General features: G+C 50.7%; 7 protein-coding genes. 3 read left to right on the forward strand and 4 right to left on the reverse strand.

Features of this window, described 5'->3' with window-relative positions:
- The first annotated feature begins 200 nt into the window (after positions 1-200).
- Both QEH52_RS02130 and QEH52_RS02135 read left to right on the forward strand, forming a co-directional pair.
- Entirely contained in the window at positions 201-1,676 is a 1,476-nt protein-coding gene (locus QEH52_RS02130) for a sulfatase family protein (protein ID WP_308948318.1), read from the forward strand.
- 112 nt (positions 1,677-1,788) lie between these two features.
- Positions 1,789-3,846 (forward strand): beta strand repeat-containing protein, encoded by a 2,058-nt coding sequence (locus QEH52_RS02135; RefSeq protein WP_308948319.1) that lies wholly within the window; start codon positions 1,789-1,791, stop codon positions 3,844-3,846.
- A gap of 247 nt (positions 3,847-4,093) precedes the next feature.
- On the opposite strand, the gene QEH52_RS02140 is transcribed toward QEH52_RS02135, so the two are convergent.
- The 4 genes from QEH52_RS02140 to QEH52_RS02155 all read right to left on the reverse strand — a co-directional run bounded on the left by QEH52_RS02140 (position 4,094) and on the right by QEH52_RS02155 (position 13,071).
- Positions 4,094-4,855: a hypothetical protein gene (locus tag QEH52_RS02140; protein ID WP_308948320.1), complete on the reverse strand. Its 762-nt coding sequence runs from the start codon at positions 4,853-4,855 to the stop codon at positions 4,094-4,096.
- Between the two features lie 20 nt (positions 4,856-4,875).
- A complete protein-coding gene (locus QEH52_RS02145; protein WP_308948321.1) occupies positions 4,876-8,457 on the reverse strand; it encodes a hypothetical protein in 3,582 nt (1,193 codons plus the stop codon).
- A 264-nt stretch (positions 8,458-8,721) separates the two neighbouring features.
- On the reverse strand, positions 8,722-9,474 hold the full coding sequence (locus QEH52_RS02150) for a hypothetical protein (protein WP_308948322.1): 753 nt from the start codon (positions 9,472-9,474) through the stop codon (positions 8,722-8,724).
- A gap of 24 nt (positions 9,475-9,498) precedes the next feature.
- Positions 9,499-13,071: a hypothetical protein gene (locus QEH52_RS02155; protein WP_308948323.1), complete on the reverse strand. Its 3,573-nt coding sequence runs from the start codon at positions 13,069-13,071 to the stop codon at positions 9,499-9,501.
- Positions 13,072-13,440: 369 nt separating this feature from the next.
- On the opposite strand from QEH52_RS02155, the gene QEH52_RS02160 reads away from it, so the two are divergent.
- Positions 13,441-15,972, forward strand: a complete 2,532-nt coding sequence (locus QEH52_RS02160) for a hypothetical protein (RefSeq protein ID WP_308948324.1) — start codon at positions 13,441-13,443, stop codon at positions 15,970-15,972.
- Positions 15,973-16,036 lie beyond the last annotated feature (64 nt).

Consider the following 16,036-nt stretch of genomic DNA (forward strand, 5'->3'; position numbering starts at 1 on the left):
AAAATCTACCGGACGTCATTTTTAATAATCAACAAAGCGAAATCAAAATGCCAGCAATCACGATTTGCGTATTGCTCCATCAAGCTTCAAATACAAAATGAAACACGAGCACAAAACTCTAGGAGTCTAAACCCATGCTCGACCAAGGCACAGCCCAGTGTTGCTCCCACAAAATAAGAACATTCAATCCCCCCCCCAGAATGAAACCTAATATCGTTCTCATAGTCGCGGATCAATTCCGTGGCGACAGCCTTGCTTGCGACGGCAATCAAGAAATCAAAACACCGCACTACGATGCATTAGCCGCGCGAGGCATGCGCTTCTCCAATGCCTTCACCCCCTGCCCCATTTGTGTTCCGGCGAGAGCAACCATGATCACGGGCAGATATCCGCACAATTGCACAGGCACTAAAAATAACTGTGGCCGAATTCCTCCCGAAATCCCCAAGCTCCCTGAGCTGCTAGCTCAAAATGGATACCGGACCTATGCTTCAGGCAAACTGCACTACCTCCCCTATAAAGGCCCAGGTGAAGAAAGAACACTACATGGTTTTCAAGAAGCGAAATTAGCAGAGTCGGGCCGTATCATCTCTCAACATGATAAGTCAGGGAAGACTCCTGGCTTAGAGGATTACTTTGACTACTTAGAAACCGTCGGTTGGGGCGGTTATACCCGTGCGCATGGCATCGGTAACAATGATATACATCCCGCCGCGTCACCACTGCCGGGAGAACACACTGTCGATGGCTGGGTCGCCACAGAAGCTATCAATTTTTTAGATCAACACCAACAAAACTCCCCCGATCAGCCCTTCTTCCTAAAGGCCAGCTTCCCGAAACCACACGCTCCATTCGACCCACCACGGCCCTACGATTCAATGTATTCCCCACGCGATCTCAAAGAGCCTCATAAGTCGCAGGATGAGCGACCACGCACGCCGGGGAAGCAGATTGAACAAAAGAAACATGGCTGGGACTATCTATCTCCGCAAGCGCAGCAGGTTATCAAAAGCCATTATTACGGGCTCATTAGTTTTCAAGATCAACAGGTCGGCCGACTCATTGAACACTTGGAAAAAATCGGCGCTCTGAACAACACTTACATTATATTTGTAGGCGACCATGGAGAGCAATTAGGCGATTTCGGCTATTACTTCAAAAGCTGCATGTATGAAGGCAGTATCCGAGTGCCCTTTCTAGTCAGTGGTCCTGGCATTCAACCACAGGTGTCCAACGAACTGGTTGGCTTGGAAGACCTAACGCCCACCATCGCCGACTTAGTTTCCATACCAATCCCTGCTGCGGTCGACGGCAAATCACTCAAAGAACTGCTCCATGGGAGTCACGAGACTGTTCGTGATGCGTACTACGCCTACTGCTTGGAATCGCCTCAACAAACTTACATGGTGCGCACGAAATCCCACAAGTACATCTACAACGAACTCGGGGGAACGGAAGAGCTCTACCAGCTGGAAACAGATCCAAACGAACTTAGCAATCGAATACATGACCCCGCGCTGCAAGACAGCTATCAGCAACTGCGCAGCGCATTGATTAACTGGGCTCAAACCCATGACGACCCCGTCCGACTGCCTAACGGCGAATTGGCCCAAAGCCCCATCCCCCCTGAAGCCGTTGCCTTCGATGCCAATGTAATGGGTTGGCGTCATTACTAATACAGCCTCCGACTCCACAGGTCCTATAATTACCTTGCAAAATGATGCTCGTGCACATTGACTATACTTCCCCTAGCAGGGAATGGTCTCTGCTAACTAAACCTCATACCAAATGAAAGAAACAAAAAGACACTCCTCAGGCCTTCGAATTCGTTACGGCCACATCACTCTGACCCTGATTAGCTTGGGGCTATTACCTGCAGGATCCGCCAGCGCGCAGGTTTCCTGGACGGGCGTCACGGACGACAACTGGTCGACGACAGGCAACTGGTCTGGAGGCACCCCAGCGGGGGAAGATGTTGTCTTCGACAACACTGACAAGACGGACTCCACCACGGCCAACAGCATCGTTGATACGGATACGACACTGAGCTCTTTGTCGTTTGTGAATACTGGCAGCGGCACTTCGGACTGGCAGGTGGTCGAGATCGGCGCCACTGAAACATTGACTTTGGATGGCAGCGGCATTTCAGGGGGCAACGTTCTCTTAGTCGGAAATCCAGCGACAACGAGCACGAACTACACCCGCGCTAAAATAACTGGCGGCGGAGCTCTCGCCATCAACGCTGCTGATGATAATATCCTGCTGACCAGGGTAAGTAGCAGCACTGGCGTCGCCGATCTGGATCTTTCCGGATTGAGTTCCTTCACAGCCAATGTCGCCAATGTTTTCATCGCTCAGGGGTCACGCACCACCTCCAGCCTCATCCTCGCATCCACCGGAGATGGAATCAATGCCATCACAGCCTCCACACTGTCCGTTGGTGATAGTAACGCAGGTAACCCAGGCGGAGATAGTCTTCTTCAGCTTGGGACTGTCAATACGTTGAATGTTGACGATATTTTTGTGGCTGCACGGGCCCTGGATGGAGATGGCTGGCAGCGATCTAGTGGAACCATGGAATTTCAAAATAAGGATGAGAGTTCCAGTGTGGTTATTAGAGCTGCCGACGGCGTTTCCCGAGCCAATCTGTCGATCGGTCTCATGGGCAGATCCAATAAAGTGACTAATAGTCCCAATCTCACAGGTGACGTTGATTTCACGGGCGGCACGGTGGATGCCCTACTTGGAGATCTGACAATAGGCGAGCATCATGCTTATAATAGCAACGCTGGAGCCACTGGTACACTGAGTATGGATGCAGGGACGATCGATGCAAGCTTGGTCACCCTTGGCTATTCCGAATATCGGAGTGAGAGCAGTGCTAATCCAGCAACTGGTATTCTAAATGTCAGCGGTGGCACGTTCATTGCAGGAAGCATGTCTCTTGGCGAGAATAGCGGAAGCAATGGCATCCCGATAGGACAGGTTAACGTCTCAGAAACGGGGGTTGTGCAGGTCAACGGAGATATAACAATGGGGACTCGAAGCGGAGGCGCTACGAACGTAGGCGCCGAGATCGACATTGCAGGCGGATCGCTGACCGTGGACGGGAATATGGCTGAAGGGACGGGAGATGCCTCCAAGATTGAATCAAGCGTCAAACTTCATGGCGGCACGCTCGACATGACCGGTGGCACTGTAAAGGTCGATACCTTCACACTGGAAAGCGGCACACTGAAAAACTTGGGCCAATTCAACAGCGGCGACACTGTCGGTGCGGCACTGGTCAAGACCGGCACGGGCACTCTGAATATTGAAGGTAGCAACACATTCACCGGGGCCACCATGATCAACGAGGGCACAGTCGCGCTGGTCACTGCGGGGACTAACAACATTGCAAACTCCTCCGGAATTACGGTTGCCGATGGCGCCACATTTGACGTCAGCGGAGTCGTCGGAGGATTCACCTTGGCCGCCGGACAAACACTTGGCGGTGACGGAACCATCACCGGTGATCTAACTTTTGCGGCGGGTTCGGGCTATGCATTCAGCCTCACCGACACCCTCGCGGTCACTGGAACGGTCAATTTCGAAGGATTCGGAATCACCGACGTGGAAGGATTGGACAGCGCCACAATTGTTGGCACCTACAACCTCATCACTGGGACTGTGGACGCCACCAACATCGACAACATCGGTAGCGAAAATGCCTTTGACCTCGGAGACGGCAAAAGCGCCTACTTCGAAATCGGCAGCCTTGATCTAGTCGTGGTCCCCGAGCCATCCGCATTCGCACTGATCATGGGAGGATGCGCCCTACTACTGATCGGCCGCCGCCGTCGTTAGTTTCAATAGCAGTTCAGAGTTTATTTTCGAGGCGCACTCTTTGGAGTGCGCCTCTTTTTTTTTGCTCATGGTTGAAGAATCAGAGAGCACTTGCACACACACATCATTTAAAGACTGAACCGCCCTCGCCTTTCAGGGTACGATCTAAAAACTGCGTAATAGCCACCCATATTTCGAATGAACGGCACGGGCAAGGTTAACGCAAATTACAATAGATTATCAGATGCCAAAAATTGAAGCAAAAGAACTACTGTGCCTGCATACGTTGTGCGGCCCGTTGAGCACTAGTAAGTGCGTCATCCGTGAAACTGAAGAAGCTCAAGGTTGATTTTACTGGTTTGGAACGATCAACCTTATAGTCCGGGTTAATGGATTCCTGTAACTTACCATCGGTCACGACGGCGATTCCTGTAGTGCGCCAATCGGAGCGAAGCGGAACACGTTGATCGAAAATGGACTTCCATTGATCATTCTCATCCTTGTAAACAGTAATCACACTCACCGACGGAAGGCTCGATTTAGAACCAACTTTGACCACTTCTGATTTGAGCGGTTGGACCTGTGTCAGCTTCTCGTCAATTTTACTACTAATGACTACGGGGGAAATATTAATTAAACGATATGAGCGCTTGGGAAAATCAGACCAATCGTCACTATAAAAATAAAGCTGCGGCCGGCCATTCGGAGCAATGAGATAAATACCGAGCGCCGACTCAGCATCCCGAGGAAGCTTGCCCTCCACCAGCAATTCATAGCGAGGCCCCTCAGGAGTCTCTATTTTAGTGTATAGCTGAAGAGCACGCCCTTCTAGCTCTAGTTGATATACAGGCGAATTCTGATAAAGCGGCACATACACTACCTCAAAGTCCGCGCCTTGTTTAATATATAAATCGCTGCGATTCGTCTCAATGCCCATTAAGCGGACACTGACCTGCTCCGCCTTGGCAGTCAGAGCAGATAGGCACAAGGTCAGGGTAGATAGAAGAATTCGTGTAGTTCTGATTTGCATATGGAATAAGGGAATAAGGCTCAAAGTTCTGATTGTTCTAGAAAACGTATATCGACGATCTTGAAGCGACGCCCTGCCAGCTGATTGGCGCTGCTGAGGGACACAGTCTCGACGTCCGTATTGGCGAGATCGCTCGGATCTACATACTCAGGTAGACGTTGCACAACCGCTTCGACATAGGCTTCGGACGACACTTCACCGCTGATGGGGTCGAGGACGTTACCATAGCTACGAATGGTAAACGTATCCGATCGGACAGTTAACACAGGTTCCAAAGCTTGCAGCAGGTCTGCTTGCAAAGCCCAACCTGGAGATGATGCAGCAGAACTCGCGTTTGCAATCACCGTGGTTCCATCTAGATCGTAGATGATGCCACTGCCGACCTGCTCATGATGTATGATATCTTTTCTTGAGCCGATGAGATCTGTAATGCGAGAGATCACCACATCATAACTCGTATCAAACTTATTATTAAAGCTGCGGTCCAGGGCCGCTTGCAATGCCCCCGATAGACTGGTTCGGGCTAAGGGCTTACTGTCGCTTTGACTAACCAAGCGACGATTGACGAAATCGGCCATCGAGGCAAAGGGGCCGCGAAACTTGACCTCTTCAACGATCGCTTCAGCGAGTTGATAGAGCTTTCTGTCTTCAAGCGGCAGTGCTGCATCATCTTCTAAGTGTCGCCAACCAGCCCATGCGGCATCTGTAGTGCCATCCACCGTGCCTTCAGCAAACATAGGCAACTGGTTCAGAGTGCGCGGGAAGATGCCTTGACCCTCTGTTATACCACCAAAGTCGAAGCCTCGAAAGCTATTGAGCAAGGCATACCAAGCCTCAACCGAGGTGGAGTTGACATTAAACGCCCCATCTACATAGAGATTCTCGGCTGCGGCCGTTCCAGAACTACGAACTGCATCATCGTCGATATTCGCATCGAATGACAGTAAACGTTTATTCGGCAGTTTGCCATATTCGACATCAACTAAGCTGTCCTGTGGAATGCTAGAAAAGAAGTATTGATCGAAGAGCGCTTCGTTGAGCAGATAGGACACGTCGGAGAACGTCGTATCCGGATTGGTGCTCGTCACCACACCAATGGTCGCTTCACGAGGCACTTGCGCCGCGGCGTAACTATTGCCGATCGCGTATGTGGGCGTGTAGCCTAGCGTATTCAATTCGGGATCGCTGTCGATACTCACCGCCGGGTCTAAATGGTTCTCGGTCCAACCACCGGGATTAAAGTGCTGAAGCTGCCCCAGAGAGGCGATCGCAGGTTGTTGCGTAACATCATCAATACGCGGGATATCAAAGAAGATGGCCGTTTCAACCTGTGTGTAGGAATCTGAATAGCCCGCCCCCCAAACATAGTTTGCCGTGCTAGAGCTCAATGATTTTTCCAGTTTTCGGTCCGTATAGGAAGTCATGTTTCCAAATTCGGCTAAAGCATATGCAGTTGGCTTGCTAAAATTCTTACCTGGGAACCAGATACTCTCATCCTTGTAGCGAGACATTCGCGGCGCACGCAGATTAAAATCGGTAGCCCAGCCATCAAAATCGTGCCAATCCCAACGATCATCATAGCCAGTGTATTCATTGACCGCACCATGTAGCTCGAAGTTGGAAGCATAGGCCTCCGGACTAATTGTGGTATAGCTATTACTCTCGGTATACGTAGTCATTGCTGGCTCATAAATATTATTGGGCAAATTCCCTATATCCCAAAAACCTTGCCAGCTGATACGAGAAGGCACGGTCCTTGAATCGCTGTTGTCATACATGCCTTCACTTTCAAATACACCGATGTCTTGCAACAGCTGTTCGTTATCCTCCAGTGCTGCGGAGTCACCGGCATAGGTGCGCACACTGTAGAGCCCCTGATCGTCAATTAGCGTATACATCCGTTTGATACGTGAATTTCCAGCATTGTCGACATACTCGATCTCGGCGCCAGTGACACTGCCCACATCCCCGACACGAATTGAGTTGAACTTGGTATCATTGACGGCTGCAAACACAAACTGCCGTGGCGTACTAGCGCTAATTTCGGAGCCTGTATAGTTCGCGTATGAATCCCCCGGGTCCAAGCTTGTAGGCGAACTTACGAAAGTGTACCCGTAACTTGAATCATCAGAACTTTTTAAACTATAATACAGCGCTTCCCCAGGTTCGAGGCTGACCTCTGGCACAACAAACACCATATTCTCCAGCACTTCCTCATAGGAGTTGTTCACAAGATCGACCGGCGGGGTCATGCCATTATTATCCCAGTTCTTAGTGTTGTCGTCGCTGTCATGATCATAAGCGATTCTGAAATTAGCATCCGTCTCTGCGTCGAAACGGATTCTGAAATTGGAAACGGTCAGTTTTACATTGTAAGGGTTGGACAAGACAAACCAGGGACGGATATGCGCGTGAACTTTATAGTTTCGAGTCGCGGGGGCATCGGTCGCAGGATCGATGGGCGTTCCGAGATAATCACTCGACATCGTCATTCCAAAATTAAGAGTCAGCACCGCAAGTAGAGGATAAACGCCTGCTTCGGTTTCCGTTTGCGCGCGTGCAGTGATGGTATCGCTGCTTGCGTTGAGATCATAGCCCAGATTATAAAAGCTCTTTAATTGCCCCCAAGTGATGCGATCCATGGCGGAAGTGCCGCCGGGATAAATGGGATCGGTATCCGCGGGAGGACTACCTTGGCTCCCGCCTTCGAAATAGTAGGTCAGGTCTTGCTTGAGCCCCCCAGCACGGGTGTTGGTCAGTAAGCCACGACTGGAAAAGCTCAGATCGTGAAAGTGATCCTCTAGTAGATCTTCAAAACTAGCATCTAAAATCGTTCCTTGTGCGGGGCTCATTACTTTGAGTAAACTAGCAGCGAAAGCATCGTTCTGATAGGCGTAGCTTGTTCCGAAGCCCTCGAGCGCCTCGATTCCAAATCGCGGCGAAACACCGAGTCGTTTGTCCAAATCGGTCAGTGGATCACGAAGGTAAGTCGACTCCGCAAGATTGAACTTTGCTTTCACTCCCTCATCGCCCACCCACCATGCGAGCTCGCCACCGACCTGATTATTTTGGCCGGGGATCCCAATAGTAGCCACTTTGACCGCCTCAACGATCTCGCTCGAGTTGGTCGCAGCGGTCTTGCGCGCGCTCACCAGTTCCAACCAGTCTACATCGACGGCGTCCGTCCCCTCCTCACTGTCATCAAGCCCCGAAGCGAGCCATGCAATTGGTGCGCCGACAGCTCCGGGAGTCACATCCGAGTCCCAAACAACTGTATAATTTACCTTAGTAGGGTCCACCACCTTGGTGGAGTCATTACCATACAAAAGATCAGCACGTCCCGTCACACGCTGATCGGGCCCTGCGGCGACTTGCAGCTCCCCCAGTGCAATATGTAAGCCGAGCAGAGCATTGTTTTGAGCCAATAAGTCTTCTTTAATCATCGCACTACTGGACGTCTCGACGCTGACAAGTGTGGTGATACTGAGCAGCAAAAGTAACACAAAGGCCATCAGCGACATTGCAATCACGAGTGCAAATCCTGCTTTAGACTGTCTGCTCTGCAATATGACAAATGAGGTTCGAGTAGGATCGTCTGGCATAATGATAGGGCGATTGATCAGTTAAGATACTGCAAAGATTCAGACGCGGGAAGCAGTACAGCTTTTTTGCGCGATTCTATTAACGTAGATAAGGGACAGAAGGAAGGGCACGGTAATCAGATAGAATGTGCATCATGAGACACAAGAGGTATTATCTGTTTAGATATGAACGACAGTAGACTCTCTAAATTAGGCAATGTCAAGAAATGTGCACGTGAATCACAAAGCACACTCACCTAGCTCACCAATACTCCCTAACAGCGCTTATTTCGCCGAATTTTGCCGTTCAGCAACTTTTTGAGCAGTCGTGGATTCTTGATCTTTGAAGCTAAAATAGCTCAATTTAGCTTTCCCGACATCTGGAGCCCCCGTTGCCGCGGGGACGCCCATGGCTTGATCGAGCTTACCAGCCGTCACCACAGCGATACCAGTGATACGCCAATCCTCCACAAACGGGGTGCGCTGATTATAAATGGGCTTCCATTGGTCGTTACCATCTTTGTAAACAGTCATGACCCGAACGAGCGGAAGGTTCGAGTCAATCTCAACCTGAACGGTACCCGACTGGAAAGGTTGCACCTGTATCAGACTGTCTTCAATTTTACTGCTAACCGATACCGGTGAAATATTGATTAAGCGATACGAGCGCTTAGAAAACGTGGACCAATCGTCATCGTAAAAATAGACCTGTATTTGTCCGCCTGGCCCAATAAAATAGATGCCCAAGGCTGAATGAGCGCCCGTGGGAAAATCCCCCTCAACGACGACTTCAAAGCGTGGGCCCTCGTCTGTCTCGATTTTTGTGTAAAGCTGTAAACTTCCTTCACTTATTTCCGCCTTATAATACGCAGAATTCACATAGAGCGGAATGTCTACAGACACAAATTCAGTCCCCTGCTTTAAATAGAGATCATTGCGCGAGACCTCGACTCCCATGAGGCGTACCTCGACCGCACTGGCATGAGCGATCAAGACAGCTGAGCACAGCGTAATACAAGCGATGAAAATACGGGGCATTCTAAGCGGGTAAGGAAACATAATTTAGAGTTCTGATTTGTCTAGAAAACGGATATCAATCACGGCAAACCTTCGTCCAGCCAGCTGATTCAACACACTGAGAGTAGGGTCATCGACATCCTTGTCCGGCGCATCACTCGTATCCAGGTATTCTGGAATACGCTGTACAACAGCTTCGACGTAGGCTTCGGCCGACACCTTTCCAGTCACAGGATGAAGCAAATTACCATAACTACGGATGGTGAAAGTATCTGAGCGAACGCTCATGGCAGGCGCCAAGGCTTGCAGTAGGTCTCCCTGCAACACCCAAGCTGGCGTGGAGGATGCCGCTGAGGCGTTCACGGTCGAACCATCCTCCCTTAAGAGCGGAGTCCCATCTACATTCAAGATGAGGCCACTGCCCAAATGATCAAAGTCGACAATCCCTTTTTTTGAATTCGTCGTGATCGCATCATAGTCCGGGTCGAAGTTACAATTAATGGTACGATCCAAGGCCGCTTGCAATGCACCGGAAAGACCCAGTCGCGCATCACTATCTGTATTCAGGACTAATTTACGATTAACGAAATCCGACATCGAAAGGAAGGGCCCCCGGGCTTTGACTTCTTCGACGATGGCTTCAGCGAGTTGATAGAGCTTACGCTCTTCCATTGGCAAGCTAGCATCATCTTCCATATGCCGCCAACCAGCCCAGGCGTCGATATCATTAGTGACCGAGTCGTCGCCATTGGACACACCGTCGACTTGGCCTTCGACAAACTCTGGCGACTGATATAGGCTACGCGGGAAGATCCCCTGCCCTGGATCGCTGGCATCTTTGTTACCGAACTCAAAGCCTCTAAAGCTGTTGAGTAAGGCGTACCATGCCCCCACCGAAGTCGAATTGACGTTAAAGGCGCCATCCACTAAGAGGTGCTCGGCTGCGGCAGTTCCAGAGCTACGGACATCCTCATCGGCGACCGTATCAATGGCAACCAAGCGCTTGTTTGCAAGCTTGCTATATTCGATATTAGCAGCGCTGTCCTGCGGAATAGTAGAGAAAAAATACTCGTCAAAGAGCGCCTCATTGAGCAAATAGGAAACATCGGAAAATATCGTCTCTGGATCGGTATCCTCGTCCACACGCACCGTTGCTTCGCGAGGGACGAGCGGCGCAGCGTAGCTATTACCGATCGCGTAGGAGGGCGTGTAGCCCAGCGAATTCATCAGTGGATTGATGTCCGCATTGTCAGGAAAACTTTCGGTCCAGCCCCCCGGATTGAAGTGCTGAAGCTGCCCGAGGGAGGCAAGCGCGGGTTGTCCCGAAGGCCCATCGAGGCGCGGAACATCAAACAAAATGACTTTTTCAACCTGCGCTGCCGTGCTCGCACTAAACTGAGCGTAGCCTGCACCCCAGGAGAAGTTCGGGGCATCATTCAAGTTAGGATAACGTAGCCCATAATAATAAATCACTCCGTCGGCGAAAATAGTGAAGCCATAGGCTGGAAAAGACTCTTGTTCGTATTTGTAGCGCGTCATCCGTGGGGCACGCAGGTTATAGTCCGTCGCCCAACCATCGTAGCCACTATGAAAGCTTCGGGTCGGGGCGCTGACTGCGCCATGTAAGATAAAGATGTTGGAGATAGATGTAGTGGACAGTTTTTTGGAGCGCTCGCTACTGGTATCAAGTGGAATTTCGGTACGGCGGGTGACGAGCGTGGTGGGGTCTGAAGCATAGTCGAAGCTCAACAAGCTACTGGGCAAATTATCAATCGGCCAATAGCCCTGATAAACGTAGTAATTGTTGCCGTGGGCTAGATCATAATATCGAAATGGCCCAATGTCTTGCAGGATTTTATCGTCTTCGTCGAGGGATGCAGAATCCCCCAAATAAGTACGCATCCAGTTGCTTCCGCTTTTTTGGGTCAGCTCGAGATACATCGCCTTAATCCGCCGAGTACCGGCCTCGTCGTATTCGATGTCGGCTCCAGAAATCCCACTGACGCCACTGCCCAAACGAATCGAGGTTATTCCAGAGTCATCGGCAGCCTCAAATACAAACTGCTGGGGCGCGTTTGAAGTCATGGCAGCATCCGTAAGGCTTGTGTAGTAACCGTCATAAGCGCTGCTGTGAAAGCTGTAGCCGTAAGTCGATTCGCCGGAGGGAGATAAACTGAAGTAGAGTGCCTCCCCCGGCTCCAGGGTGACCTCTGGCACCACAAAGACCATATTCCGCAATATGTCCTTATAGGTATAGGTGAGCAGAGTTGTCGACGGCACGGCACTGGCGGCATCGCCATAAGAAATTTTAAGGTGGACATCATCAGAGGCCTTAGACGCATCTGAAGCACCGAAATAGATTCTATAATTGGAAACTTCTAATTTGGTATTATACGGATTGGATAAGACGAAAGCGGGCCGAATGTGTGCATAGACGGAGTAAATCCGATCCTCTGGGGCAGCAGGTGTGACACCATTGAAATTACTCTCTAGGGTCATACCGTAGTTTAAGTGCATATAAGTGAGTAATGGATAGACGCCCGCCACCGTCTCTTCTTGTGCCCGCGCAGTAATCGTGTAGTCAGTCGAGATCCCGTCATCCGAGGGCGTGCTGATCAGTTCATGCCCTAAATTATAGAAGCTATTTAATTGCTCCCAAGTGATACGACTGAGCGCATCCGAACCATCCGCACGAATGGCTCCCATAGGACCACCTAGATTACCCTCGAAGTAATGCGTGAGGTCTTGCTTGAGACCACCCTCTCGCGTGTTGGTTAACAAACCATGACTATAAAAACTGAGATCGTGAAAGTGGTCCTCCAATGTAGCTCCGAGCTCGCTGTTTAAAATCGAGCCCTGCTCTACGCTAACTATTTTACGCAGGCTGGCGGCAAAGGCGTCGTCACTATAAGCGTAAGCCGTTTCAAAGCCTTCCATAGCCTCAATCCCGAAGCGGGGCGAAACGCCGAGTCGTCCATCCGAATCGATCGTGGAATCGCGTAGATACGTCGATTCAACCAAATTGAATTTCGCTTTCACCCCTTCATCACCGACCCACCATGCGATTTCACCACCCGCCTGATTCTTGTCATTCGCAATCGAAACGGGGGCGACTTTAACGGCTTCGATCAGTCCACCGTTACGGGCGCTCACCAGTTCAACATCAGTTGCATTGCTAGCCGTTGCACCAAAATCCACAGGATTTCCATCGTCGTCGGTCTCGACAGTGTCCGCCCCCGACACGAGCCATTTAATTGGACTCGCGACTTCCCCCGCGGCAACGACTGCAGTCGCATCCCAGACGGCAGTGTAGTTGGCTTTGCTGACATCAGTCGTAGCGCGAATGTCCCCGCGGCCCGTGATGCGCTGATCGAGGCCCGTAGCCATCTGCAACTCTCCCAGCGCCATCTGCATCGCAAGCAAAGCATTACTTCGAGCTCCCAACTGCGCGCGACTACGTGCACTGTTCGCATTTTCAACCTGAACAAAAGCCGTAATCGAAAGCAACAAAAGCAAAACAAAAGCCATCAGCGATAGAGCAATCACTAGGGCAAATCCAGAATTAGAAGGCTGGTCCCGCATCACCACAGACGGCTTGAGGCTGAAATTGTCTAACATAATGAGGTAAATTTGGGAATCGATCAGAGAAAACAGGCAGCTAACACCCTTTTATACGAATCAATCATTTGAAATATTCATAAGAACTCTGGTATGATAAAGAGAATGTGTCCGAAATTTATAATCTGCCTCAAAACCAGTTTCTGTTGTTGTGAAATAACAAATCGAGTATATACTCAGCTGTCAATGATGGGCACGTGCATCAAAAAGAAAGCAACACTCCTCGCGACGCAAGAAAAACAATTCTGCGAAATTAATCCTCGATAAAATGGGCACGTGACTCAATATGATTTTAAACTTAGTCATTTACCCCTTACAACCACCTCGCATCCATAGCATACAGAATCTACAAAAACCCACACAACACGCATGAATAAAACCTCACCATTCATCCTCAGCACGCTCCTCATCGCTCTCTTGAGTGGATGCAGCCAGCCGGCTTCCTCGGATAAAGAAGCTGCAACAGATCACGAGATCGGCGACCAGAAAAGCGCCGCCGTCGCACTTACCGAGCTTTCCGAAGTCACTGATCCACCAATGGCCCCGACCCCGCGGGTAGTCCCGGTCGTCACGGAGCCTGCGGATAACGCAGATGCTCGACCATTCCTGGAGCTGGACACTGATCGCAACGGCCTCTACGACGACACTGAGCGCCTCGCATTGCTAGAGCTATTTCAAAAGGAAGTGCCAGAACTGAACGACATTATCGCCAAGAAATCGATGCCTGTTGTTCAGGCCACCAGTAATTATCAGGAGGATTTCAGCACAAACTCGCTCGATCCTGATGCGGCTGAAATGGTTGAGTTCACTACCTTCGACCTAAACGGTGATGGCAAGGTCAGTATCGAAGAACAAAGCTTCGAGCGCCCTCCCCTCACACTCTTACTGCCACAGCGGATCATCGATATTGATTCAAAAATCCCCTGGTCACCGAATATTTTCCCCGAGTGGATCACCACCGCGTATCTGCAAGAGGATGTCGCAGTTGATCAGGCTCCACCGTTCATGACGCGCGGCACCGCCCAACTAGAAGCCGTGCAGACAAAGTCTGCCCAGCAACCTCATAAAGCGGAAGCCGGCGCGGGCGTCGAATTCGGCGCGAATACTGGCGACTATTTAGAGACCAAGGGTCTGCGTGACGCTCGCTGGGATTACCGTTGGACCCTCTTCACCTTCCGTATCGATGCTGCCACTGGAAACGGCGAAGATACCGTATTGATCGATATCAACAGTGGCAATCAGCCTGGCATGTCCTCACCAAAGATTTGGTATAACAAAAACAGCGGCCTAAATATTCAGTTCTCAGGTAAGCTGCAATCGGGCGCTGATCTGAGAACAATTCAAACCAAGGACGTTTACACCGACGGTGAATCCTGGAACGTGGTCGTCTGTGGCATTCGTTATGGCCAAATGTTTGCAAGCGTCAACGGAGTCGAACTCTCGACTACGACACCGCAACTGCCTCGCTACTCAACCAAAGAAGTCGAGCGCAAGAAGAGCTACATCGGTAGCCGCAACAAAGACAATGCGGCCTGGGCCTATGATGCCATTCTCTTCGGTCTGACCGAGCCCTCCGAAGCAATGGTTCAAAAAATGACAGGTTGGGCGGCACACCGTCTCGACTTTGAGCAGAAACTGCCCCACTCGCATCCTTACTACGCGGAGCGTCCTTTCCTGGATGCAGAAGACTTCCCTTACCGCTATAATCACGACGATGTCACATGGAATGAATGGGGCAACTTGAGTCGCTCCAAAGAGATCACCCGTGCGCATGCCGGACAGCCACGTCAAACTCACGAAGACTTCGAACGCGTCTTCTATGACGACTTCCGCGCGAAACGCCTCGGCGATAGCACCGCAAGTGAAGGCGATCTATGGATGGGCTTTGGATTCAATGTCTCTGTCGGCGGCGCGGCTCCATTGGTTCGCCCCGATGAAAAACCGGATGCCTACCCCTACGACGCAGAGAACAAGAAGCAAATTCTATCACTGGTCCCCCAAGGCAACAAATGGCGTGGCTCAGCGCTCTACACGATCAATGACATGGGTTACGGCTACAGCTGGAAAGGACCGAAAATCTTCCGCATCCGCTGCATGTTCCCAGAAGTCCCACAAGAAGAGCTCGCGAAGGGTCTCTTCCCGGCCTTCTGGTCTTACGGCATTGAAAATATTCACTGGCGCACCTCCAACCGCAACGAGATCGACTGGTTTGAATTTGATGGTTTAAATGGTGCTTGGCTCAACGGCCTATCCACTCACTACCACTACCCTTATATGCGTGGAGACGGCAACATCTTTGCCAAGAACAAGAATAGCCATAATCGCTTCAAGCCTCTAGGAGGTCCACTCGATGAGAAAAGCTCGAAAATCCCGGGCGGCATTTACATCTGGGATGGCCAATACCGAACTTGGGAATTCGTCGTCACCGAAGAAATGACTTACGTCAACGTCAGCCTCTACGATGAAGCGGGCAATGAACGTATGGTCGAAGTCGGTCGCGTGCCGACGCCTGCGACCTACCTCGAAGAAGTCGATCTACAACTGGATTACGCCATGAAGTCCCACAATGGCACAGGCGCACCGAAAAACGGCGAGCGCCAAGACTTCTTCGTCGACTACGTCGAGGTCTTACAACTCAGCAGCGAAATCGAAGAGCTGCCAGCACCCTTCATATCACGCCCAACAATCACACTACAGGACGACAACACAGTCGTCTGCGAAGCGAATGTTGATGGTATCAGCGACCTCCGCTACTACTGGTATGCTGATGGCTACCCGCTCACTTATGGAGCGAGCAACAGCTACAAGCTCACGAAGGACGACATCGGTAAGAATATCCGCTGCCAAGTGAAGGCAGTCGGTGCACTTGACAATCCAGACGCATGGAGTAACACCCTGTAACAATCACTCGTTAATGAGCCCTAGCCAGGTCTGGGCTAGGGCTCACTTACGGTAAGACCTTTAG

The sequence above is a fragment of the Thalassobacterium maritimum genome, from assembly GCF_031127805.1.
In the GTDB taxonomy this organism is placed as follows: domain Bacteria; phylum Verrucomicrobiota; class Verrucomicrobiia; order Opitutales; family Coraliomargaritaceae; genus Thalassobacterium; species Thalassobacterium maritimum.